Consider the following 21748-nt stretch of genomic DNA (forward strand, 5'->3'; position numbering starts at 1 on the left):
CGTCTCAACCGTCTTTCCAGTCCGTCAGGCCGTCTCTCCAACCCGTCAGCACCGCCTCAGCAGCGCCGGTGAAGGGGGTTCTAAGTATAACCAGCACTAGCCGCAAGCAGAAAAAACAAGAAATCTGCAAAAAATCGCGAAATCAAATTTAATTCAAATAAATCAATGTTTTGAATTGCTTCAAATTGAACCAAGCGCGCGTTTTTGTAAGGGGCACACCCCGAATCTCGGCTTTTACACAGAATTACCCACAGACTCGGTAGCGAGTCAGGCGGAATCGACCTCACGCGGCCGATTCAGCAAACCCGCACCCGGAAGACGCAACAGCAACAAGCCAATGATCAGGGACAAATAGACCAGCGGTTCGATCTGAAATCCCTTGGCCAGCATGACGTAGTGCAGCCCCCCCAGAACCGCTGCCGGGAAGACCAGACGTTGCAGACTGCGCCAACGAGGCCCCAGTTTGCGCAGGGACAGATTGTTCGATGTCACCGCCAGCGGCAGCATCAGGGTGAACGCGGCCATGCCAACCGTAATATAAGGACGTTTGACAATATCAGCCCAGATCTGGCTGGGCACTTGAACATCCAGAACCAACCACACCAGCAGGTGCAGGCTGACATAGGTAAATGTCAGTACGCCAAGGGCACGGCGGAACTTCAACAGGTTCAGCCCGAGGAACCGCCGCAGCGGAGAAATCGACAGCACTGCGATCAACAGTTGCAGCGCCAGTTCTCCGTACCGGTGTTCCAGCGCCTCGATCGGCTCCACGCCCAAGCCACCGGTCAGGGCCTGATAGAACAGCCACGGTGCCGGGAGCACCCCCAACAGATACACCGCCCAGACGGGAATACGACGCAATATCTGATTCACCCGTTGCATAGGCTTAATAGTATTCCGCCAGATCCATGCCCTCATACAGGCCCGCGACTTCTTTCTCGTAGCCATTGAACATCAGCGTCGGAACCCGCTTGGCAAAGAGACCACCGCCGATCTGACGTTCCGAGGCCTGAGACCAGCGCGGGTGATCCACGTTCGGGTTTACATTACTATAAAAGCCATACTCGCGAGGGTTGGACATGTTCCAACTGGTGGGCGGCTCGATATCGGTCAGGGTGATCCGCACGATCGACTTGATCGACTTGAAGCCGTATTTCCACGGAACCACCAGACGCAGCGGCGCGCCGTTCTGGTTCGGGATTGGACGACCGTAGATGCCGGTGGCCATGATGGTCAGCGGATGCATGCCCTCATCCAGGCGCAGACCTTCGCGATAGGGCCAGTCCAGAATCGGATATCGCACGCCCGGCATCTCATCGGGGATCACGGCAGTTTCAAAAGCCACGTATTTGGCGCCATCCTGCACGCCGACCATATTCAGCAGATCGGCCAGTTCGAACCCGTTCCACGGAATCACCATCGACCAGGCCTCGACACAGCGGAAGCGGTAGATGCGTTCCTCAACCGTCATCTCGGACATAATGTCTTTGAAGTCATACTCGCCGGGATTGTCGACCAGACCGTCGATCTTGATGCTCCAAGGTTCGGTTGTCAGCGCACCCGCATATTTGACCGGATCGTCTTTGCCGGTCCCGAACTCGTAATAATTGTTGTACGAGGTGATCTCTTCCCACGTGTTCGGTTCCAGAGCCTCCTGCGCCGAGGCCCCACGCGTCATCCCCGCCAGTCCGACTCCTGCCAGCCCGGCCATGACTTGCCGCCGGTTCAGAAACGCCACCCGCGGGGTGACGTCGGCCTGTGTCAGTGAATTGGTCCAGCGATGCGCCATGTATGTCTCCAGTCGTCAAACTTACTCGGGTATGAGGTAATCCGCTGATAGCACAGAGCCAAGGAAACAGGCGTCACGATTGAGAGACGAGATTGTAACGTATCGGGCGCGGCCACAGTTCCGCAGCTCCGTCAACGCGATTCCAAAATGACACATAGCGGCATGGCATTTGACATCGCTTTGGAAAAGCACTGGCGCAGCCTGTACGGCTTCGATACGCCGAAACATAGACGAATACCGATCAGAGATTATTGCAGTGCTGTTTGCCCAAGCCTTCCCTTTGTCCCTTTCCATTTTCTGGCGCATGGCGGTTGTCTTGCCGGTCATGCTTATCGGTCTAGCCATCTATAACCTGTTCGGAACCTTGGTTGGGCTATTGCTGGGCCTTATTTTCCCGCCATTTGCATTCATTGTAACCTTCCTGATCATGGCCTCTTCCAGCGTCGTCCCGACCCTGATCGGGACAAGGATGGGTCTGCAGGTCAAAGGTGTGAAACCCAGCACAAGCATCAAGGGGCTGTTCACCCCGGCGGTGATCTACGGCGCCGTCGAGGGCGTGAGCGTAACCCTCATCCTGGGCGTGGTTATTGCGGCCTCGGTTTTCGTGATTTCACCCGACGTTCTGCAGCAGAGTGAGGTCGCCGACCTGGCGCTTGAATATGTGGACCCGTCCTGGGCACTTCCGGGGTTGCTGGGGCTGCTTGCGGTCTTTTTGTCCATATGCTCGATCCGGGCCAGCCTGCTTGTGCCGATCACATCCGCTTCGATCGGGCGGGACCCGGACGGTATGCACTATACGCCTTTCCGGCATTTTCGGGCGTCGTTCGGCCCGTTGTTTGCGCTGACCATCTTCAGCTACGTGGGGATGTTCGTCCTGCATGCGCTTCTTATCGCGTTGTTGATTGCCATGGACTATTTCGGGTCGTTGCAGGCTGACCTGCAAGAGCTTGAAGACATGACAAAGGGCATGGCATCCATCCGGCCCATCTGGTCGCTGATCGGTCTGTTCGTCGTCTATATGCTGATTGGAACCTGGGTTTTCAGCCTGCAATGCGCAGGCGGCGTTCTGGGGTATCTGCGTTTGCGCGACACAGCTCCGAAACTGGCCGAGGTGATTGAGGCCAATCTAAAGCCCGAGCAAAGCGCCGAGGACGCCCCACGGATGAGCGCGGAAGACCTGCGCGCCCTGCGCAAAAGCCGCCAGACGGGCAACTATTAAAACCGATCTGCGCGCGCTCGGGGGCGTGACGGTGGCGGCACCTGCGGCCAACCCGGACTTTACAACGCTTGCAGCAAAAATGCAGGCTGATCCTCAGGAACTGAAGACGAAAGCGGATGGCCTGCGCATCCGAACAGTTGAAGAACCTCAGAGGGAGAAGACGAATGTGTGACATTTGCGTAATGAACGCCGTCAAGGACCGTATGCTGTCGCGGCGCGGGTTTTTCAAAGCCGCTGCTGCCACCGGCGTAGCCGCCGCAACCGGAGCTGCCGCGCCCGCGGCACTGGCTGCAGGTCACGGCGGTATCGAGGACATGACCCATCCGCTCAGCGCCGATTTCCCGACGTATTTCGGAGAGCCGGGATACGCGTCCGAACAGGTATTCAATTTCGCGGACCATGGCTTCAACGTGCAGCGAATGATAGTGAATGAACACACCGGCACGCATATTGATGCACCTTTGCATTTTTCCGTCGATGGGGCCTCGGTAGAGGAAATCCCGGTCTCGGATCTTGTCGCTCCACTCTGTGTCGTGGACATCGCGGCCCGCGCAGCCGAAGACGTGGATACGCTGCTCACCCCAGACGACCTGAGGGCGTGGATGTCGGCCAATGGCGACATTCCGGACGGCGCTTGTGTCGCGCTGTATTCCGGCTGGGCTGCCAAGGCCGATAGTGACGCTTATCGCGGGTTTGACGGTCAAGCACAGCATTATCCCGGTTTCCACGTTGAGGCTGCGCAGATGTTGATGGAAGAAACCGGCGCGCGCTCGATTGCATCGGACACCTTGTCTCTGGACCACGGCATTTCTACGGATTTCGCCACGCACTATGCCTGGTTGCCAACCGGCCGCTTTGGGATCGAAAACATGGCCAGTCTGGATCGGGTACCTGCCGCCGGCGCCACGCTGGTCATCGGCGCCCCCAAACATGTCGGCGGCACGGGCGGTCCGGCACGAATATTTGCACTGATATAAAGCCGTTTCAGGGCCCGCTTTCCAAGCTTCCAATATGACCAAGACCAAAGACCATCCTTTGCCAAACCTTGCCCTGATCAGCCCCGAGGCACAGGCTTTTGCCGCCCAAGCTTCGAGCCGCGATCTGAGCCTGCCCCTAAACGAATTTCGAGCCATGTTGCGCGAGCAAGGCGAAAAGGGGTGCGCTTTGGTTCTTGAAAAAACCGGCGTCACCCTGTCCGAGCAGACAATCGCAGGCGTTCAATGCATGATCATCACGCCACCTGAACCGCGTAATGGCCACAAACTTGTCTACCTGTTCGGGGGCGGCTTTACCTTGGGCAGCCCGTTCGAGGATCTGCCGATTTCCGCCTCGCTCGCGGATAAAACCCGTGCCGTTGTGATTGCGCCCCACTACCCGCTGGCCCCAGAACACCCCTACCCGGCAGCACTTGACGCCTGTACCGCGGTGATCTCTTCCGTTCTGGCCGGAACACCCAGCGCTTGCCTGTGCGGGGAATCCGCTGGCGGCAATCTGGCGCTGGCGGCGCTTCACCGGCTGCGTGCGACCAGCGGGCCGCAACCAAGGGCATTGGCCCTGCTGTCGCCATTTGTCGATCAGCACAATCCCGGTGACAGCGGCCGGGCGGATCGGGACCCGTTCCTCAACCAGACCGAGGTCGAGTTTTTCCGGTCCTGCTACGCACCGGGTAAAACCGACCTGACACATCCCGACATTTCACCGATCTATGGCCCGTTCGACGCCGATTTTCCACCCGTCTTCCTGACCAGCGGAACCCGCGATCATCTGCTGAGCGGTTGCGTGCGTCTGGATCATCTCCTGCGCAATGCGGGTGCGGACTGCACTCTGCGCATCTGGGAGGGCATGTGGCACGTGTTCGAATTTTACCCGGATATCCCCGAGGCGGAAGCGTCCCTGACGGAAATCGCGGAATTCCTGAACCAGCAATTTGCCGGGACATAAGAAAAAGACCCGCCGGGGTGGCGGGTCTTTCTGTTTTCGGGCCTTCGTTAGTGCACCACGGCGTCATCCGGGCGGGGCCGTTCCGACGTTCCCAGCCGGTCACCGATGATCAGGCCATCTGTTCCGGCCGTGACCGGAACGGTCTCACCATCCTTGATCTCGCCGGCCAACAAGGCTTCGGCGAGCGGGTTCTGCAAGGCGCGCTGAATCACGCGTTTCAGCGGACGTGCACCAAAGACCGGGTCATAGCCTTCATTGGCCAGCCATTCCTTCGCGCCATCGTCCAGCACCAACTCGATCTTCCGGGCGGCCAGACGTTTCTGCAGGCGTGCCATCTGGATATCGACGATACCATCCATATCGGCCCGCTTGAGCCGGTCAAAGATGATGGTCTCGTCCAGACGGTTCAGGAATTCTGGCCGGAAATGCGCCCGGACCGCATCCATCACATCGCGTCGCGCCTGCGCGCTGTCCGCTCCTTCGGGCAACTGGCTGAGCGCCTGAGACCCAAGGTTCGAAGTCAGAATGATCAGCGTCTGTTTGAAGTCCACGGTACGACCCTGACCATCGGTCAGAACACCATCGTCCAGAACCTGCAGCAGCACGTTGAACACATCCGGATGCGCCTTTTCGACCTCATCGAACAGCACGACCTGATAGGGTCTGCGCCGCACCGCTTCGGTCAGAACGCCGCCTTCGTCATAACCGACATAGCCCGGAGGGGCACCGATCAGACGGGCAACCGCGTGTTTCTCCATGAACTCGGACATGTCGATACGTACCATCGCGTTGTCGTCGTCGAACAGGAAGTTCGCCACCGCCTTGGTCAGCTCGGTCTTACCCACGCCGGTCGGCCCGAGGAACAGAAACGAGCCCAGCGGGCGACCCTCGTCATTCAGCCCTGCACGCGCACGGCGCACGGCGTTGGCAACGGCGGTCACCGCCGCATCCTGACCGATCACGCGGGAATGCAGATCGTCTTCCATCCGCAGCAGCTTTTCGCGCTCACCTTCCAGCATTTTCGAGGTCGGGATACCGGTCCAACGTTCGACCACCGAAGCGATCTGTTCCGGACGCACCGTTTCCTCGGCCATCATCTGGCTGCTTTCGGCGTTCTCAGCCTCGGTCAGCTTTTTCTCAAGCTCAGGGATGACGCCATAGGACAGCTCACCCGCTTTCGCCAGATTGCCTTCCCGCTTGGCGATCTCCAGATCAGCCCGCGCCTTGTCGAGCTGTTCCTTCAGATCCCGTGCGCCTGCGAGCTTGTCACGTTCGGCCTGCCATTGGGCGGTCATCTCGGCGGATTGCTCCTGCAGGTCAGCCAGATCCTTTTGCAAGGTTTCCAGACGATCTTTGGAAGCCGCATCATCTTCAAGCTTCAACGCCTCTTCCTCGATCTGCATCTGCAGGATCTGGCGATCCAGTTGATCCAGCTCTTCCGGCTTGGAGTCTACCTCCATCCGCAACCGCGACGCGGCCTCATCGACCAAGTCGATGGCTTTGTCCGGCAGGAACCGGTCGGTGATATAGCGATGTGACAAGGTCGCCGCCGACACCAGCGCCGAGTCCGAGATGCGCACTCCGTGGTGCAACTCGTACTTTTCCTTGATACCGCGCAGAATGCTGATCGTGTCCTCGACGGTCGGTTCGGTGACCATCACAGGCTGGAACCGACGCGCAAGGGCCGCGTCTTTTTCAACGTATTTGCGGTACTCGTCCAGCGTGGTCGCGCCGATACAATGCAACTCACCCCGAGCAAGCGCAGGCTTGATCAGGTTGGCGGCGTCCATCGCACCGTCGGATTTCCCGGCACCGACCAGCGTGTGCATCTCATCGATGAACAGGATGATCTCACCAGCGGCCTCGGTGACTTCGGTCAGAACAGCCTTCAGGCGTTCTTCGAACTCGCCGCGGTATTTCGCACCGGCGATCAGCGCGCCCATGTCGAGCGCCAGCAGCTTCTTGTCCTTCAGCGATTCCGGCACGTCACCGTTGATGATGCGCAGGGCCATACCCTCGGCGATTGCAGTCTTACCGACACCGGGTTCACCGATCAGAACCGGATTGTTCTTGGTGCGGCGTGACAGAACCTGCATCGAGCGGCGGATTTCCTCGTCACGCCCAATAATCGGGTCGATTTTGCCTTCAGCCGCAGCCTCGGTCAGATCGCGCGCGTATTTCTTGAGCGCATCATACCCTTCTTCTGCCGACGCACTGTCAGCGGTGCGGCCCTTGCGAATGTCGTTGATAGCCTCGTTCAGTTTCTGGGCAGAAACGGCACCAGCTTCCAATGCCTCCTTGGCCTTGGATTTCACCATGCACAGCGCCATCAACACGCGTTCGACCGGCACAAAGCTGTCGCCCGCCTTGGTGGCTATCTTTGCAGCCTCGTCCAGAACCTTGGCGGTCTGGCCGTCCATGTAGATCTGGCTCGCATCGCCGCTGACCTTCGGAATCTTGGCCATCGCGGCATCCAACGCTTCGACCACGCGATTGGGGGCGCCGCCAGCGCGTGTGATCAAGTTGCTGGCAAGCCCCTGATCATCATCCATCAATGCCTTTAAAATATGTGTGGGCTCCAACCTTTGGTGCCCCTCGCGCAGCGCTATCGTCTGCGCCGCCTGCACGAACCCTCGTGCCCGCTCGGTGAACTTGTTCAAGTCCATACTTTTCTCCTTCTCTCAAGCGCCCCGATTGTGATGCGCCCGCTTGGCGGCACGCGTCGGTCTAGGCCTCGCATTCAATCTGGTGAATTTCTAAACTCTTTCAAGACATAGCATACGCAAAAACCTCTGTGTTTTCTTCTCTCTCCACGCACAATGAGCCGGTTGCCGGAATCAACTCGAGGGAACACGTCGCAATGCCGGGAGAGCCCAAAAGGCCGAAATGACGGAAACTCATCAAAACCTTTGGCCTTGCCCGGAGATTCACGCTCAATTGGTTTCGCGTCCTTGACAGGAGAGTTTGGGTTGAAAGTTAGCGCCGTCACGATGGTTAAAAATGATCATTGGTACTTATCGAAATGGATTGAGTATTATGGCCAGCTGCTCGGAACGCAAAACATGAATATCATTGGTCATGGCAACGACGACGTTCATTCTGAACTGGCGAAAGACTGCTACCTGATCAGAATTCCGCGCAATCAGTTGCCGGGGGATTTTGATAAACAACGCTGCCGGATGCTCACCGATATCTGCGCTGTTCTTCACAATTCGCATGATTGGGTGCTATGCGGAGACCTGGATGAAATCGTGCTGTCGACACGGCCCGAGCAGACCTTGCTTCAGGTTTTGGAAAGCCAACTGCCGCAAAGCGTCGTGGGGGCGGTGGAGTTCGAGGTCGAGCCGCTGCCAGAGGACCGGATGCAGCTCAGGATTTCGACGCGCTGTTCCAAGCCCTTTGCCTTGAGCAAACCGATCAAGTTTTCCCTGGGCGCACACGGGGCCTTCCATCCTTGGGTCCACGCCCCCGAACTTGCGCGGATTCACTTTCCACTGGCCAACAGGACATCCATACAACAGCGATCTGACGCTCTGGAGGCCGATTTCGAGACGTTGCGCGAAGCACCGGTGCAGGACAGCAGTTACCGCCACAACGCTTTGATCAAGTGGGGGGCGCGCAACGCCGCAAAGTCAACTCGTCTGCGCAATGCGAGACAGTGACACGCCCGTTCCCCCGAGCAATACCGTGCTGAAAGCCGTGCCACACCTTACCAACTCGATGAAGATCGTCGAAGGCAAAGAATATCGTGTAACGCTGCGTAGGCTGAGGAGTATCAATATCCTGGCAGAAATGGCTGACAGGCTGACGTCGCTTTTTTCCTGGGATCGGTCACGCCCGGGGCGGTCTATCGCCGAGGAACGGTAAAGACTGAATAGCCTCCGGTTGCCGCCACCTGCCGCGCACCATACATCTCGACCAAGGATTTCGCCGCATCGCTTCCTGTCGGGCAGGATACAAGATCCGCGGCATCATCTAAGAAATCGATTGTAAAGGCTGTTTCCCCGGTCAGCTGACAATCGTCATCGGTTGAACGATATCCGCGCACAAGACGCAGATCATCATTTGTTGGTGACACGATGAAAGTGTCTGCAGCCTCTGTCTCCAGCGGCATGTCCTGACACGCCGCCAATACCAGAACGAGTCCAACTCCAATCCGTGCTTTCATATTCTCCCCCATCTGAAATGCGCCATTGAATGTCCGGCACCATATCACAGTCCGGTTTTTGCGGGTTGATTTTCATCACCCTTCGGTCCCGCATGGACAGAGGCGCCCGAACCCGCTAGGACGCAGACGTTTGCCAAAAAGGAGCTTGCCCCATGTCCGATGAACGCCTGATCGTTGCCCTTGATGTCCCGAACGCCCTGAAGGGTTTGGCCATGGCCGAGCGACTGGGCGACGCGGTGTCCTTCTACAAGATCGGGCTGGGGATGCTGACCGGTGGCGGTTTGGCCCTGGCCAATGAGCTGAAACAGGATCATGGTAAGCGCATCTTTCTGGACATGAAGCTGTTCGATATCGGCAACACGGTGGAAAACGCCGTACGGGGGCTGGCGCAGTTCGATCTGGATTTCCTGACCGTGCATGGTGACCCGCATGTGGTGCGCGCCGCCAAAGAGGGGGCTGCGGGCAAGGACCTCAAGATTCTGGCGGTGACCATCCTGACTTCGCTGAACCGGGACGATCTGGATGCCAGCCTGCTGAAACAGGGCGACGTGCAGGATCTGGTTGTCGAACGCGCGGCCAAAGCACTAGAAGCCGGCGCCGATGGTGTAATCGCCAGCCCGCAGGAAGCCGCCTTGATCCGCGCTCTGCCGCAGGCCGAGGGCCGCCTGATCGTCACACCTGGCGTCCGCCCGGCTGGCGCAGCCCTCGGCGACCAGAAACGTGTGGCCACCCCGGCCAGCGCCATCGGCAACGGTGCCGATCACATCGTTGTCGGACGCCCGATCTATCAGGCCGAGGATCCGAAAGCGGCCGCTGAGGCGGTTCTTGCAGAGTTAAATTCCTTGACACAGGACTGAAGCACCCCGCCAGATCGGCGGATTTTCGCGCCAAAAAGTGCCGTCAAATGGTTGACCTCGCGTCACTTTCCGGCTGATCCGCGCCAAATCGTCCCTGTGCCCGAAAACACACATGAAAAACTCGAGTTTTTCTTCTGTGACCTGGGTCCTATCGAAACCCGTGATTTTGAGCGATTCTAGGGTCGTGATACTCCCCGCGGACCGTCTCTTCCTGAGGTCCGTCACCTCCCCCCGCCTCTTCGCGGGGGGTCTTCTTCCGAACATCACTGTAACTTTTGCATCCGCTGGCACTTTGCGCAGCAGTCGGGGCTGGTATAAGTAAGCCGCTGATTGGATCGCACGGAAGGCGGGAAAATTGCATGCCCGGTCTCTGCCGAGATTGCCTGACCACATTTACCGACGAACGGCGCTGCCCTGCCTGCGGCAGCCCGCGAGTTAAAACACATCCGGAACTGTTCGATCTGACCATCGCGCATATGGATTGCGACGCCTTTTATGCCTCGGTCGAGAAACGCGACAATCCTGAACTGGCCGACAAGCCGGTGATCATCGGAGGCGGCAAACGGGGTGTTGTGTCCACCGCCTGCTATGTCGCGCGCATTCGCGGGGTGCGCTCGGCCATGCCGATGTTCAAGGCCCTGCACCTCTGCCCCGATGCCGTGGTGATCAAGCCGCGCATGTCGGTCTATGCCGAGGTCTCGCGCGAAATCCGCAAGATGATGGATGAACTGACCCCGGTGGTCGAACCGTTGTCATTGGACGAGGCCTTCATGGACCTGTCCGGCACCGAACGCCTGCACGGTGCACCGCCTGCCGTGATGCTGGCGCGGCTGGTGAAACGGATGAAAGATGAGCTGGGCGTGACCGGCTCGATCGGCCTGTCGCATAATAAATTTCTGGCCAAGGTCGCGTCCGACCTCGACAAACCGCGCGGGTTTTCAGTGATCGGTCAGGCCGAGACGGCGGACTTCCTGTATGACAAACCGGTGCGGCTGATCTGGGGCATCGGCCCGGCCGCACAGGAATCTCTGGACCGCGCAGGCATCCGCAGCTTTTCCGACCTGTTGCGCTGGGACCAAGAGGCGCTGACCGCGCGGTTCGGATCTATGGGTTACCGGCTGTGGCATCTGGCCCGCGGGCAGGACAAGCGACGCGTCTCGGCGCACGAGCCGATGAAATCGATCAGCAACGAGACCACGTTCTTCGAAGACACCGCCAGTCTGGACATTCTGGACGGCCACTTGTGGCGCATGTCGGAAAAGGTAGCCGACCGCGCCAAGGCCAAGGCGCTGGCCGGACGGGTCATCACGCTGAAACTGAAACGCGCCAATCACAAGATCATCACTCGCCGCCTGTCCCTGCGGGACGCGACGCAGATCGCCGACCGGATTTATCGCACCGCACGGGGGTTGTTCGATCAGGTCGGGGATCAAGGCCCCTATCGTTTGCTGGGCGTTGGCCTGTCCGATCTGTGCGCTGAATCGCAAGCGGACATATCAGGTGACCTGCTGGACCCCGGCGCCACCCAGAGGTCACAAGCTGAGCGGGCCACCGATGAGATCCGACGTCGCTTTGGCAGCGATGCGATTGTGAAAGGCCGCGCCCTGCGCTGAGGTCACTCGGCGGCCAGATGCAGAGATTCCTCGCCGATACCGGCAATGTCCCGAATGATCTCGCGCAGAATCTCCTGAAACGCAGCGAAGTTCTCATTCGGCTCGATTCGGACTTCGTCCATATACAGCGCCCGGTCGATCTCGATCTGCACCGCGTGCTGATCACGGGTGGGGCGGCCATAGGTCTGGGTCACGTAAGCCCCGGCAAACGGCGTGTTGCGTGCAACGTTAAGCCCGGCGGCGACAAAGGCCGCCTCGATCCGATCCACCACATCGACCGACGCCGACGCCCCGAACCTGTCGCCCAGCACAACGTCCGGCCGTCTGGTTCTTGGATTGCTGACCATGGCAACGGCCTCATGCGGCATCGAATGGCAATCGACCAGTATCGCCTGCCCGAACGCCTTGTGCGATTCGGCGAGCAGGGATTTGATGCGGGCGTGATACGGGCGCCAGATGGTGTCGATACGCAGGCGGGCCTCATCCATCGTCAGCTTGCCGCGGTAAATCGCACGTCCATTCGCCACCACGCGGGGAATCACCCCCAGCCCAGAAGCCACGCGCGGGTTGTGCCCATGACGGCGCGCGCCCTGAATCAGTGCCGGGTCCAGCTCTTCGGCGCTGCGGTTCAGGTCCAGATAGGCACGCGGCATCACAGCCGAGATCAACGGCGCGCCAAAATCAGCCGCCGCGGAAAACAACTGATCCACAAAGGCATCTTCCGAGGATCGAATCACGTTTTCGCTCAGAACTGAGCGGCTGAGCATGGTTTCAGGGTAATTCCGGCCACTATGCGGAGAGGAAAACACCACGCAGGACGTGCGGCTGGTGGGCATATCCAATACATAGGGCGTGTTCTGCATGGTGACTCCTTGTTCGGTTTCAACATAGACCGGAAAATAGTTCTACCAAACCCCTTGAACCCCTTTGCGACTCCTTTTATAGACCCCGCTACCGGCGCGGGGATCCGCGCCCCATTTCGTTATGGGGCAGGGCACGCAAAGGTTTCAGTGGGCGGTTAGCTCAGCGGTAGAGCACTTCGTTGACATCGAAGGGGTCACAAGTTCGATCCTTGTACCGCCCACCATCGTTTCACTGTTCCGGAATTCCGGGGCACCCGACTAACCCAGGCGCTGGCCACGTCCTTGATGAAGGCGCCGCAGATTGGAGACAGACCAATGAAGGTCAAGAACTCGCTCCGCTCGCTCAAGAACCGGCACCGTGATTGCCGGGTTGTGCGTCGCAAAGGCCGCGTCTACGTGATCAACAAGACGCAACGCAAGTTCAAAGCTCGCCAGGGCTGAGAATTGCACATAAATGTTTGAAAGAACCGCGCCTCTGAGCGCGGTTTTTTTTGTTTTTCAACTATAGATTTTTTTCTGTGCTCAGCCCCGTTGAAGGCAAGGCAAGTTTGATTTTGATATTTCGCGTTGTGATAGAGCGTTCTCGTGTTAACGTTCTCCGGATTTTCGATGACGGGAGGTCAACTTGGCCGACGGTGAAATACTCGGAACGACCCTGACCGATATGGTCGCGGATATTGGTAGGAGCGTGGCGCAAGCCGCCGAGCAACTGAGCCTCGACCAGTTGAACGCCCTAGAGAACTACCCGCAGGAACTTCGCGACATGGGCATCCCACCAGTCTTCTATCACATGCAGGATGTCGATGTGGAGTTGAAAGTCGTAATGGAGATTAGCAGTAAAACGGAAACAGGCAAGCGACCTGCAATCGTCTCCTTCTTCTTTGGACCGAAATTGACCCAGACCGATACGGTCGACACCAAAAGCGCATCGACCATGCGCATGCGCTTTGCTCCGGGCCCAGTAGATGACAGCAGGTCAACGGGGGGTACCGATGGCACGTAAGACGGTTAAGGCCCCCAAGAGGCCACCTATTGATGTACGTGTCACCGAATTGCCCGAAGCCTTTACGACACTGCTGCAGTCACTTGCTGACCGCCTTACCGCAATGGAGCAGCGCGAGGCCACTTTGCTTCAGACAATCTCGGACTTGGAGGATCGGATTGACGATCTGGAAGAAGGTGGCGGCGGCATGCTGATGGGCGCGGGGTCGCCGGTCATAAGCCCGTTGGCCGGGGGCCGGTCAGAGATGTCTTCGAGCGACGATGACACTCAGGTTGTCAACGCTCAGGAGTTTTCACAGGCGCTGGGCGAACAGATCCTCGCCGGTTCAGACGGCAGCAGCGAGTTTACCATCGACAACGTAAAGGTCGAGGCCGTGGTGGGGCTGGGCCAAGAAGGCAGTAAGGCCCAAATCGCAACCAACGCCAAGAAACAGGCGGTCAGCCAGAACGCATCGAAAGTTACTTTTTCGGTCCGAAGGCGGTCAAAAACGCAAATCATCGAGTGAACACAAATATTTCAAAAGGAGTTTGAACAATGAGTATCGGGCAGGAACTTCTGAACGTTCCCTTTGCAGAAATGGTTCAAAAGCTGGCACTTTCGGTCGCTGAGTCACAAAGCGAACTGGATCGTCATTCGACCGATATGGCCAAATATATGGCCGATCAGAAAATCAAGCTTCCCGATCTCTCCAATCCCGAGGGCCCCGCCAAGGAATTCAGCCTCGTGTCGATGGGATTCCTCCCCGCATTCTATGCGGTGCAGGAGGCCGAAATAGAAGTCAAAATGGCGATCTCAATGACCAAACAGAAAGAGACGTCTGGCAGCGCTTCGGTCAAAGGCGGCTGGGGGCCTGTGGCAGCGCAAGTCAACGCCAGCTATTCCTCGCGCTATGCCTATAGTCAGGAAGGTGCAAGCAAGCTGACCATCAAACTCGCCCCGGCCGATCCGCCGGTCATGCTGCAGAAATACATGGAAGCTGTAACACAGGTCATGCTGACCAAAGAACCACTGCTCGGGGAGGATCCAGATCCTGAGCCGGCGCCGTCGCCCGCACCGCCGCAACCGGAAGGAAGACAGAGCAGACAGCGTCGATCCTAACAGCAGCGCGTGCAGCATGAAAGGCCAGCGACGTTTTGACCAACTAAATTTGTCGGATTTCCTTGCATCCCTCTCAGAATCGTTTAATTGACCAAATCAGTCGGATTAATACCCGCCACGATTTTCAATGTTGGGACACATGATGCTGAAATCCTCTACCTGCGTTGCCGTCGCGCTTACGGCTTTGATCGCAACCTCTGCCGCTGCCGAAGGTGAGCTGAACCTTTATTCCTCGCGCCACTACGACACCGACGAGAACTTGTACGGTGACTTCGAAAAGGCGACCGGCATCACCATCAACCGTATCGAAGGCAAGGCTGATGAGTTGATCGCCCGTATGGAAGCCGAAGGGGCGAACTCGCCTGCCGATATCCTGCTGACCGTCGATACATCGCGTCTGGCGCGGGCCAAGAACGCGGGCATTCTGCAATCGATCGACAGCGCGGTTCTGGAAGAGCGCATTCCCGCCAATCTGCAGGACGTCGATAATGAATGGTTTGGCTTTTCCCAGCGGGGCCGCATCATCTTTTACGACAAAGAAAACGTGACCAACCCACCGGCCACCTATGCCGATCTGGCCAAACCGGAATACAAGGGCCTGATCTGCATCCGGTCGTCCAGCAACACCTACAACCAGACCCTGCTGGCCTCGATCATCACCCATGAGGGCCCCGAGGCGGCCAAGGCATGGGCCGAAGGCATCGTCGCCAACATGGCGCGCGACCCGCAGGGCGGCGACACCGACCAGCTGCGCGGCATCGTTTCGGGTGAATGCGACATCGCAGTGTCGAACACTTATTACTTTGCCCGCGCCATCCGCAAGGACGTCAAGGGTGTGTCCGCTGACATCGACTCGATCGGCTGGGTCTTCCCCAACCAGGACAGTACCGGCGCGCATATGAACCTGTCCGGCGCCGGTGTGGCGGCAAACGCTCCGAACAAGGATAACGCGACCCTGTTCCTGGAATACCTGGCCAGCGACTCGGCTCAGAAATACTTCTCGGCCGGCAATGACGAGTTCCCGGCGGTCGAAGGGGTCGAGCTTGTGGACTCTGTCAAGGCATTGGGTGAGTTCAAGGCCGATGAGGTGAACCTGTCTGAAGTTGCAAAGAACCTGCCCGAAGCACAGAAGATCTTCAACGAGGCTGGCTGGAACTGACTTAGATAAAAAAACCCCGAGCAGTGGACTGGGCGCAGAGATTTCTGCGCCCTTTCTTATTGCGTAGCGCGTATTTTTAGCCAATAATCTCATATACGAACGTGATTCCCATATTTGAGCCATGCTGGACGATCTCTCAAACCGCCTTGCCAACCGACTGAATGAGCTGCGCCGGGGCCACGGATGGTCGCTGGACCAACTGGCCGAACACAGTGGCATCAGCCGCGCCACCCTCTCGCGGATGGAGAAGGGGGATGTCAGCCCCACCGCGGAAACGCTGGGGCGGTTGTGTGCCGCATATAGCTTGCCGATGTCACGCTTGCTGATGATGGTCGAGGACAGTTTCGACCCACGCGCGCCCTTTGAACGGCAACCGGAATGGTGCGATCCCGAAACCGGGTTTACCCGCCGGTCGGTGTCTCCGCCTGCCACCGGTCTCAGCGCCGAGGTTCTGGAAGGCCATCTGCCGCCCGGCACGGTGATCACCTATGACACCCCGCCGAAGCCCGGCCAGGAGCACCATCTGATCATGCTGGATGGTGCCTTGATGCTGACGGTAGACGGGGTGGCGCATGATCTAAACGCCGGCGATTGCCTGCGCTATCACCTTTCCGGCCCGACCCGGTTTGAAACAACGCCCGCCCGAGGGGCGCGATACCTGCTGGTGCTGATATGATCGTGCGTCTGGACGACAGCGGCTTTAACGAAGCCTTGGAGGGTCTGACGGATATCCTGCACGCCTGTGTGCAGGACGGCGCCAGTATCGGGTTCATCCTGCCCTTCACTCTGGATCAAGCCCGCGCCTATTGGCAGAACCGTGTGCAGCCGAATACTCAAACCGGCGCATTAGATCTGTTCGTCGCCCGCGACGGCGGGCGCGTTGTGGGCACGGTGCAGTTGATCCCGGCGGCGATGCCCAACCAACCGCATCGCGCCGATGTGGCCAAGCTGCTGGTCCACCCAGAGGCCCGGCGCCGAGGGCTGGGGCGGGCCCTGATGGCCACGCTGCAAGACCGCGCCACCCAGTTGGGTCGAACACTGTTGGTGCTGGACACGCGCAGCACTGACCCGTCGCTCATCCTGTATCAAAGCCTGGGGTTTCAGGTCGCAGGAGAGATTCCGAACTATTGCCGAAACCCGCTCGAAAACCGGTTGGAGCCCACAACCTATATGTTCAAGGATCTGAGCTAGGCCGAGCTTCTTCGCACATTGGCGGCGAAGCAATAGCCGATACCATGCACCGTCTTGATGAATGTCGGCGCGGCGGGATCGGGTTCGATCTTCTTGCGCAGCCGCGCCACATGCACGTCTATGGTTCGATCACCAACAATGGTCTCACGCCCGCGCGCCTTGTCCAGCAGTTGATCCCGGGAAAGGACCATATGCGGGTTGGTCACAAAAGCCAGCAGCACATCGAATTCCGTGGTCGTCAAAGGCGTGGCTTCGCATGCACCGGTTGCCGTCAGGGTGCGTTCATTCACGTTCAGCACCCAATCGCCGAATTTGATCTGAGACGTCTCGGCCCCATTGGCCCCTTTCTCTTCGGGCCGGGTCCGACGCAGAACAGTGCGGATGCGAGCCAGCACCTCGCGCGCCTCAAAAGGTTTGGTGATGTAGTCATCGGCCCCAAACTCCAACCCGACAACCCGGTCGAAAATCTCATCCCGGCCCGACAAAACGATGATCGGAATGTCGGAACTCACCCGCAGCTCGCGTGTGATATCGAATCCGTTGCGCCCGGGCAGGCCGATATCCAGCAGGATCAGGTCGATCTCGGATTTCTCCAGAATCGCATCCATCGCATTTCCGTCTGCGGCACAGCTGACCCGGCAGCCCTGCTTTTCAAGATAGCGCTGCAGAAAGGACGTGATCTGTGAGTCATCATCGACGACAAGGATATGTTCTTTAACCATAATCGAGTCCAGGCGGGCTTGTTGAGCTGGCGCAAAACAGTTGTAGCTGCTGCCGCCCGGCCCTTGCAAGAACGTGGCTGACCTGTCCAACGGTGTCAGAATCGCAGGAACTGCAACCCGTGGCCCAGCGGCAATGCTTCGGTTTCAGCCGGAATGACAGCCAAGCCATCCGCTTGCGCCAGCAACGCGACCCGACCGCTATAGGACGGCGCCATCAGGCGCAACCGAGGGGTGCCGTCGGGCGACGTGCCCTCGATCACGACCGGGCGGTATTCCTGACGCCCGGCGCGACGTTCCAGCGGCTCGGCCAGAACCGCCTGTTCCGGCGTGCGCGAAGCGTGGTGCAGACCGGCCCGGCGCGCCATCATGTGCGATCCGATTATCTGCCAGGTCACATAAGCCGAGACCGGATTGCCCGGCAAACCAACATAGAGCGCGTCGCCCCGGCGGCCGAACATGATCGGTTTACCCGGCTTCATTGCAACCTTCATCACATCGGTCTGACCGCCGATTTCGGCAAACAGGCGCGGCATGTGGTCTTCGTCACCAACCGATACGCCGCCCGTCGTGACGATCAGATCGGAGGTATCGCAGGCCGCGCGCAGCACCTGCTCCAACCGCTCGGGATCATCTTCAACAGGGCCCTTGTCGGTCAGGTCGATCCATGGTTTGTCCAGCAGCGCGCGCAGCATATAGCGGTTCGAATTGTAAATCTGACCGGGCCCCAAAGCCTCGCCCGGCTGGCGCAACTCGCTACCGGTCGAAAAGATCGTGACCTTGAGCTTGCGATATACTCTGACCACGCCATACCCGGCCGAGGCCAGCGCGGCAGCCTCGCGCGCGGTGATCTCACATCCGCGCCGCAAGATCGGTGCACCGGCTTTCAGGTCCTCGCCCGCGCGGCGGATATGCTGGCCGGGCTTAGGACGGCGCGTAAAACGAACACCGTCAGCGGTGGTCTCGCAATCCTCCTGCATCAGCACGGCGTCGAAATCCGCTGGCACCAGGGCGCCGGTGAAAATCCGTAGCGCTGTGCCTGCGGGCGCATCATGGGCACCGCTGTCGCCCGCGGCCACGCGCCCGGCGACCGGCAGGTCAAACACTGGACCATCGCCCAGTTCCGTCGTTCGTACCGCATAGCCATCCATGGCCGAGTTGTCGAAGGCGGGCATGTCCACTTTGCTGGTGCAATCCTCGGCCAGCACCCGGCCGATGGCGTCGATCAGCGGCAGCGTCTCGGTACCGGCAACCGGATCGGCCACGGCCAGACCCCGGGTCAGAGCTTCGGACACCGTCAGATACATATGAGCATGCCGGTCGCAGGCGCATCCATCAGCCATTTTGATCCTCCAGTTGTTCGAACAGCTCTTCAAATCCGGCACGTTCCGCCTCGCCTAACTTGGGCAGGTAGGCGCGCGCCTCTTCCAGGTTCGAGCTCGGGTCGCCCACGATCAGCAGCATAACCATGCCATGCCGCCCATGCACGCGGCAACGGATGCCGTAGACGCCCTCTTTGTCAAAGGTCAGATCCATCTCGGGCTTGCCGCGAATCTCGAACGCGCGCGCACCTACAGGGATCATACGAATGATCGACGTCACCGTATGCCGCCCCGTCGAGCCTTTGAAACGAACGGTCGATCCCGCCGGAACGTGCAGCATCTTTGGCTCGAACCGGAAGGCGTGGGCCGGAGTGTCTGCGTTTAGGTCTATGATCTGGTGCACTACGGCGACCTCGGGGATGTCCTCGGCCTGTGCGGCGGGGGAAAATACCATCGCCCCTGCAATAATCGCTGCACTCAAATTCAGCGAAATCTTCATCTATCCCTCCGGGTTCAAGCCGCTTGCGAGGGATTTCCCAGCAGATCGGCTAACGCGCTGATCATCACCGGCCACTGGGCGCGGCGGTCTTCGTCGCGCAGCCCGGTCAGCAATTCGCGCCCAATGGACACCACCGCCGGGGAACTGTCATTGACATAGGTCACGATTCGCTGCTCGGGGTTGGCCAGCAGGAAGGGCACGATGGCCGCTCCCGCCTGATCCGGCGCCATCTCGGACAGCCGCCGCATAGCCGCCTGACGCACCGGGGCCGATACATCATCCAGCAGGCTGCGCGCGACGTCCGGGGCGCCATCCCATCTGGTCAGGACGTGCATGGCGTCGATGCGGAACGGGGTATCCCCGGTTTTCACCATCGCCCGCAATTTGCCGCGCAACGCGTCCTGCGGCGGCAGGTTCGCCTGTTGCAACAACTTCAGGGCTTGCAGCGAAAGGGCCGAATCCGTGTGCGACAGGCCCTGGGTAATCAGATCGACAAGCTGGCGTTCATCCAGTTCCGGGCCGTGACGCACCACGGCGACGCCCAACGCCGCAAAGGCTTGCTGGGCGATCTCGGTCTCGGGGTCATTGGCGATCTGTGCCAGCATGATCTGCATTCCCTTCACCTCACCCAGCAGGCGGATGGCGGACATGCGGGTTTCACGTTCCAGCGCCTCGGCATTGTCGTCCAGCGCGACCCGGCGGCGTTTGGGATGGCGAGTGGCCTTGGCCAACAGCGCCTGTTCGCGCGGGGTCAGGGGCTGGACTTCGTCCCCCTCGGCCTCCTGTGTCATCTCGGCGGCAATGGCATCATGGCCAAGAATCGCGCCGAGGCTGGAAGTCGGGCCGTTTTCGCCCCCCTCGGACACATCCAGCCCCGCCGCTTCCAACCCGGCGATGTCGGTTTGCGGCGAATCTGCGGGCTGTTCTTCCGAAACGGGCATCGGGGCGAGCGCAAAAGAAAGCAGCAATTCCCGGCCCTGCTGCTGATTCACTTGCGGGCGGGTCTCATCGGTGACGATCATCGCCAATGACGCCACGGCCTTCAACCGCACCGACCGGAAGGGCGAACGGCAGGCGCGCTGCAACCACTCGGCCGCCTCGCGCAGAGGAGATGTTGCCAGCGCATCGACGATGGCCCATTGAATGCGCTCGGCCTTGAGATCATCCACATCCACCGAGAACAGCGCATTCAGACGATCCGTCACAAGCTCGGGGGCCAGTGCCGCCAGCAGGCCCAGTGCCTGCGCCGAAACCTCAGCCTGTTGGCCGGTGGCAAGGAAATCCAGCACCTGCCAGCGCAGGTCCTCTTGATTTGCAATCGGCGTGCTGCGGTCCAGCCGCTCGATCAACGTCAGCTGCACCTTTGCTCCGGGGTCGCGCATCATGCGATCCAACAGTTCGGGCTCCGAAAAACCGGACTGGTTCAGCGCCGCGATGCGAATCTCTTCCACCGTGTCGGTCAGCGCCTGTTCGAGCAATGCCGCATCGTTCGGCATAAGTGCCTCATAGGCGATCTGGCGCGCGGCGCCGTCCTTGTCGGCAACGGCCTTGCGCAGAATGGCTTCGGCCTCGACCCCATCAATCATCGCCAGCGTCCGTAAGGCGCGATGGCGCAGGCGGCGGTTTGAAGTTTGCGCGAACACGCCCAAGGTCGGGACCGAGGGTTCACCGATCCGGCCCAGCGCCTCACAGGCCACATCACCCAGTTCCTGCCCGTCTTCGTCCATTAGTGCCAACACGATGGGTTCAATCGCCGCCGTGTCGCCCATCTGGCCCAAAGCCTTGATCGCGGCGATCTGAGTATCGAGCCAGTCGTCCCATTCGTCCTGATGCAGTTCGTCCTCGTCCCACGTGATATCCTCGCCGCGCCCGGTCACGAGGGTGCGCAGATAGGGAGCCGCGCCTTCGGATTTCAGCTCGGCCAGCGCAGTCACGCAGGCCAGTTTGACCTCGCCGCAAGGGTCGTGGATCAGGTTTTCCAGCAATTGCGGCGCGGCCTCCCGCACGCCCAGCGCGCCCAGCGCCTGAGCCGCGTCCTGACGGACATCTTCGTCGTCGTCCAGCAGCGCCTCGACCAAGGCCGGGCTGTTCTTTGCGCCGATTGCGGTCAGCGCCTGAATGGCGCGCAGGCGGATCACCTCAAATTCGGATTTTGCGAACTCTGAGAACAGGCTGGTGGCCTCATCACGCAGAGCGGTATCGGAATGCATGTTCATATCAGGTCTGCCATGTTTGCGGTTGGGTGGATTGGGTGAAAGTGGAAGGCAGGTTTCCCAACCGATACCTGCCTTCCAGGCGAGCCGGGGA

General features: G+C 59.5%; 22 protein-coding genes and 1 tRNA gene. 14 read left to right on the forward strand and 9 right to left on the reverse strand.

Annotated features, from left to right (window positions below; genetic code table 11):
• Positions 1-267: 267 nt before the first annotated feature.
• Both msrQ and msrP read right to left on the reverse strand, forming a co-directional pair.
• On the reverse strand, positions 268-882 hold the full coding sequence (msrQ, locus tag AC2FEE_RS17415; RefSeq protein ID WP_496866599.1) for a protein-methionine-sulfoxide reductase heme-binding subunit MsrQ: 615 nt from the start codon (positions 880-882) through the stop codon (positions 268-270).
• A 4-nt stretch (positions 883-886) separates the two neighbouring features.
• Positions 887-1789: a protein-methionine-sulfoxide reductase catalytic subunit MsrP gene (gene msrP / locus AC2FEE_RS17420; RefSeq protein ID WP_496866600.1), complete on the reverse strand. Its 903-nt coding sequence runs from the start codon at positions 1787-1789 to the stop codon at positions 887-889.
• Between the two features lie 280 nt (positions 1790-2069).
• Here msrP and AC2FEE_RS17425 point away from each other — a divergent pair, with 280 nt between their 5' ends.
• From AC2FEE_RS17425 to AC2FEE_RS17435, 3 genes are all read left to right on the forward strand, one after another.
• Positions 2070-3008, forward strand: coding sequence for a hypothetical protein (locus tag AC2FEE_RS17425; protein ID WP_496866601.1), 939 nt, complete (start codon positions 2070-2072; stop codon positions 3006-3008).
• 164 nt (positions 3009-3172) lie between these two features.
• Positions 3173-3985, forward strand: coding sequence for a cyclase family protein (locus AC2FEE_RS17430; protein WP_496866603.1), 813 nt, complete (start codon positions 3173-3175; stop codon positions 3983-3985).
• Between the two features lie 34 nt (positions 3986-4019).
• Positions 4020-4949, forward strand: a complete 930-nt coding sequence (locus AC2FEE_RS17435; protein WP_496866604.1) for an alpha/beta hydrolase — start codon at positions 4020-4022, stop codon at positions 4947-4949.
• A gap of 47 nt (positions 4950-4996) precedes the next feature.
• Here the strand turns inward: AC2FEE_RS17435 and clpB are convergent, their stop codons facing one another.
• A complete protein-coding gene (gene clpB, locus AC2FEE_RS17440; protein ID WP_496866606.1) occupies positions 4997-7615 on the reverse strand; it encodes an ATP-dependent chaperone ClpB in 2619 nt (872 codons plus the stop codon).
• Positions 7616-7918: 303 nt separating this feature from the next.
• On the opposite strand from clpB, the gene AC2FEE_RS17445 reads away from it, so the two are divergent.
• On the forward strand, positions 7919-8611 hold the full coding sequence (locus AC2FEE_RS17445; RefSeq protein ID WP_496866607.1) for a glycosyltransferase family protein: 693 nt from the start codon (positions 7919-7921) through the stop codon (positions 8609-8611).
• Positions 8612-8796: 185 nt separating this feature from the next.
• On the opposite strand, the gene AC2FEE_RS17450 is transcribed toward AC2FEE_RS17445, so the two are convergent.
• Positions 8797-9117, reverse strand: a complete 321-nt coding sequence (locus AC2FEE_RS17450; RefSeq protein WP_496866608.1) for a hypothetical protein — start codon at positions 9115-9117, stop codon at positions 8797-8799.
• Between the two features lie 152 nt (positions 9118-9269).
• On the opposite strand from AC2FEE_RS17450, the gene pyrF reads away from it, so the two are divergent.
• A complete protein-coding gene (gene pyrF, locus AC2FEE_RS17455; protein WP_496866609.1) occupies positions 9270-9974 on the forward strand; it encodes an orotidine-5'-phosphate decarboxylase in 705 nt (234 codons plus the stop codon).
• Positions 9975-10333: 359 nt separating this feature from the next.
• Positions 10334-11587 (forward strand): DNA polymerase IV, encoded by a 1254-nt coding sequence (locus AC2FEE_RS17460; protein WP_496866611.1) that lies wholly within the window; start codon positions 10334-10336, stop codon positions 11585-11587.
• 2 nt (positions 11588-11589) lie between these two features.
• On the opposite strand, the gene AC2FEE_RS17465 is transcribed toward AC2FEE_RS17460, so the two are convergent.
• On the reverse strand, positions 11590-12450 hold the full coding sequence (locus tag AC2FEE_RS17465; protein ID WP_496866612.1) for an N-formylglutamate amidohydrolase: 861 nt from the start codon (positions 12448-12450) through the stop codon (positions 11590-11592).
• A gap of 149 nt (positions 12451-12599) precedes the next feature.
• Between AC2FEE_RS17465 and AC2FEE_RS17470 the strand changes: the two genes are divergently transcribed.
• From AC2FEE_RS17470 to AC2FEE_RS17505, 8 genes are all read left to right on the forward strand, one after another.
• Positions 12600-12674: transfer RNA gene (locus AC2FEE_RS17470), tRNA-Val, on the forward strand.
• A gap of 91 nt (positions 12675-12765) precedes the next feature.
• Positions 12766-12891, forward strand: a complete 126-nt coding sequence (gene ykgO, locus AC2FEE_RS17475; protein WP_005648635.1) for a type B 50S ribosomal protein L36 — start codon at positions 12766-12768, stop codon at positions 12889-12891.
• 184 nt (positions 12892-13075) lie between these two features.
• Positions 13076-13453 carry a hypothetical protein gene (locus AC2FEE_RS17480; RefSeq protein WP_496866613.1) on the forward strand — a complete coding sequence of 126 codons (378 nt, stop codon included), beginning with the start codon at positions 13076-13078 and terminating at the stop codon, positions 13451-13453.
• On the forward strand, positions 13443-13958 hold the full coding sequence (locus AC2FEE_RS17485) for a hypothetical protein (protein WP_496866614.1): 516 nt from the start codon (positions 13443-13445) through the stop codon (positions 13956-13958). The genes AC2FEE_RS17480 and AC2FEE_RS17485 overlap by 11 nt, the downstream gene beginning before the upstream one ends.
• Before the next feature lie 29 nt (positions 13959-13987).
• A complete protein-coding gene (locus tag AC2FEE_RS17490) occupies positions 13988-14551 on the forward strand; it encodes a hypothetical protein (protein ID WP_496866615.1) in 564 nt (187 codons plus the stop codon).
• Positions 14552-14693: 142 nt separating this feature from the next.
• A complete protein-coding gene (locus AC2FEE_RS17495) occupies positions 14694-15710 on the forward strand; it encodes a Fe(3+) ABC transporter substrate-binding protein (RefSeq protein WP_496866617.1) in 1017 nt (338 codons plus the stop codon).
• A 121-nt stretch (positions 15711-15831) separates the two neighbouring features.
• Positions 15832-16386, forward strand: a complete 555-nt coding sequence (locus tag AC2FEE_RS17500) for a helix-turn-helix domain-containing protein (RefSeq protein WP_496866618.1) — start codon at positions 15832-15834, stop codon at positions 16384-16386.
• Entirely contained in the window at positions 16383-16901 is a 519-nt protein-coding gene (locus AC2FEE_RS17505; protein ID WP_496866619.1) for a GNAT family N-acetyltransferase, read from the forward strand. The genes AC2FEE_RS17500 and AC2FEE_RS17505 overlap by 4 nt, the downstream gene beginning before the upstream one ends.
• Here the strand turns inward: AC2FEE_RS17505 and AC2FEE_RS17510 are convergent.
• From AC2FEE_RS17510 to AC2FEE_RS17525, 4 genes are all read right to left on the reverse strand, one after another.
• Positions 16898-17623, reverse strand: a complete 726-nt coding sequence (locus tag AC2FEE_RS17510) for a response regulator (protein WP_496866620.1) — start codon at positions 17621-17623, stop codon at positions 16898-16900. The genes AC2FEE_RS17505 and AC2FEE_RS17510 overlap by 4 nt on opposite strands.
• Before the next feature lie 95 nt (positions 17624-17718).
• A complete protein-coding gene (locus AC2FEE_RS17515) occupies positions 17719-18963 on the reverse strand; it encodes a molybdopterin molybdotransferase MoeA (protein WP_496866622.1) in 1245 nt (414 codons plus the stop codon).
• On the reverse strand, positions 18956-19441 hold the full coding sequence (locus AC2FEE_RS17520) for a plastocyanin/azurin family copper-binding protein (protein ID WP_496866623.1): 486 nt from the start codon (positions 19439-19441) through the stop codon (positions 18956-18958). The genes AC2FEE_RS17515 and AC2FEE_RS17520 overlap by 8 nt, the downstream gene beginning before the upstream one ends.
• Before the next feature lie 14 nt (positions 19442-19455).
• Positions 19456-21651, reverse strand: a complete 2196-nt coding sequence (locus AC2FEE_RS17525; RefSeq protein ID WP_496866624.1) for a HEAT repeat domain-containing protein — start codon at positions 21649-21651, stop codon at positions 19456-19458.
• Between the last annotated feature and the right edge of the window lie 97 nt (positions 21652-21748).

The organism is Ruegeria sp. YTSC199 (genome assembly GCF_059609725.1).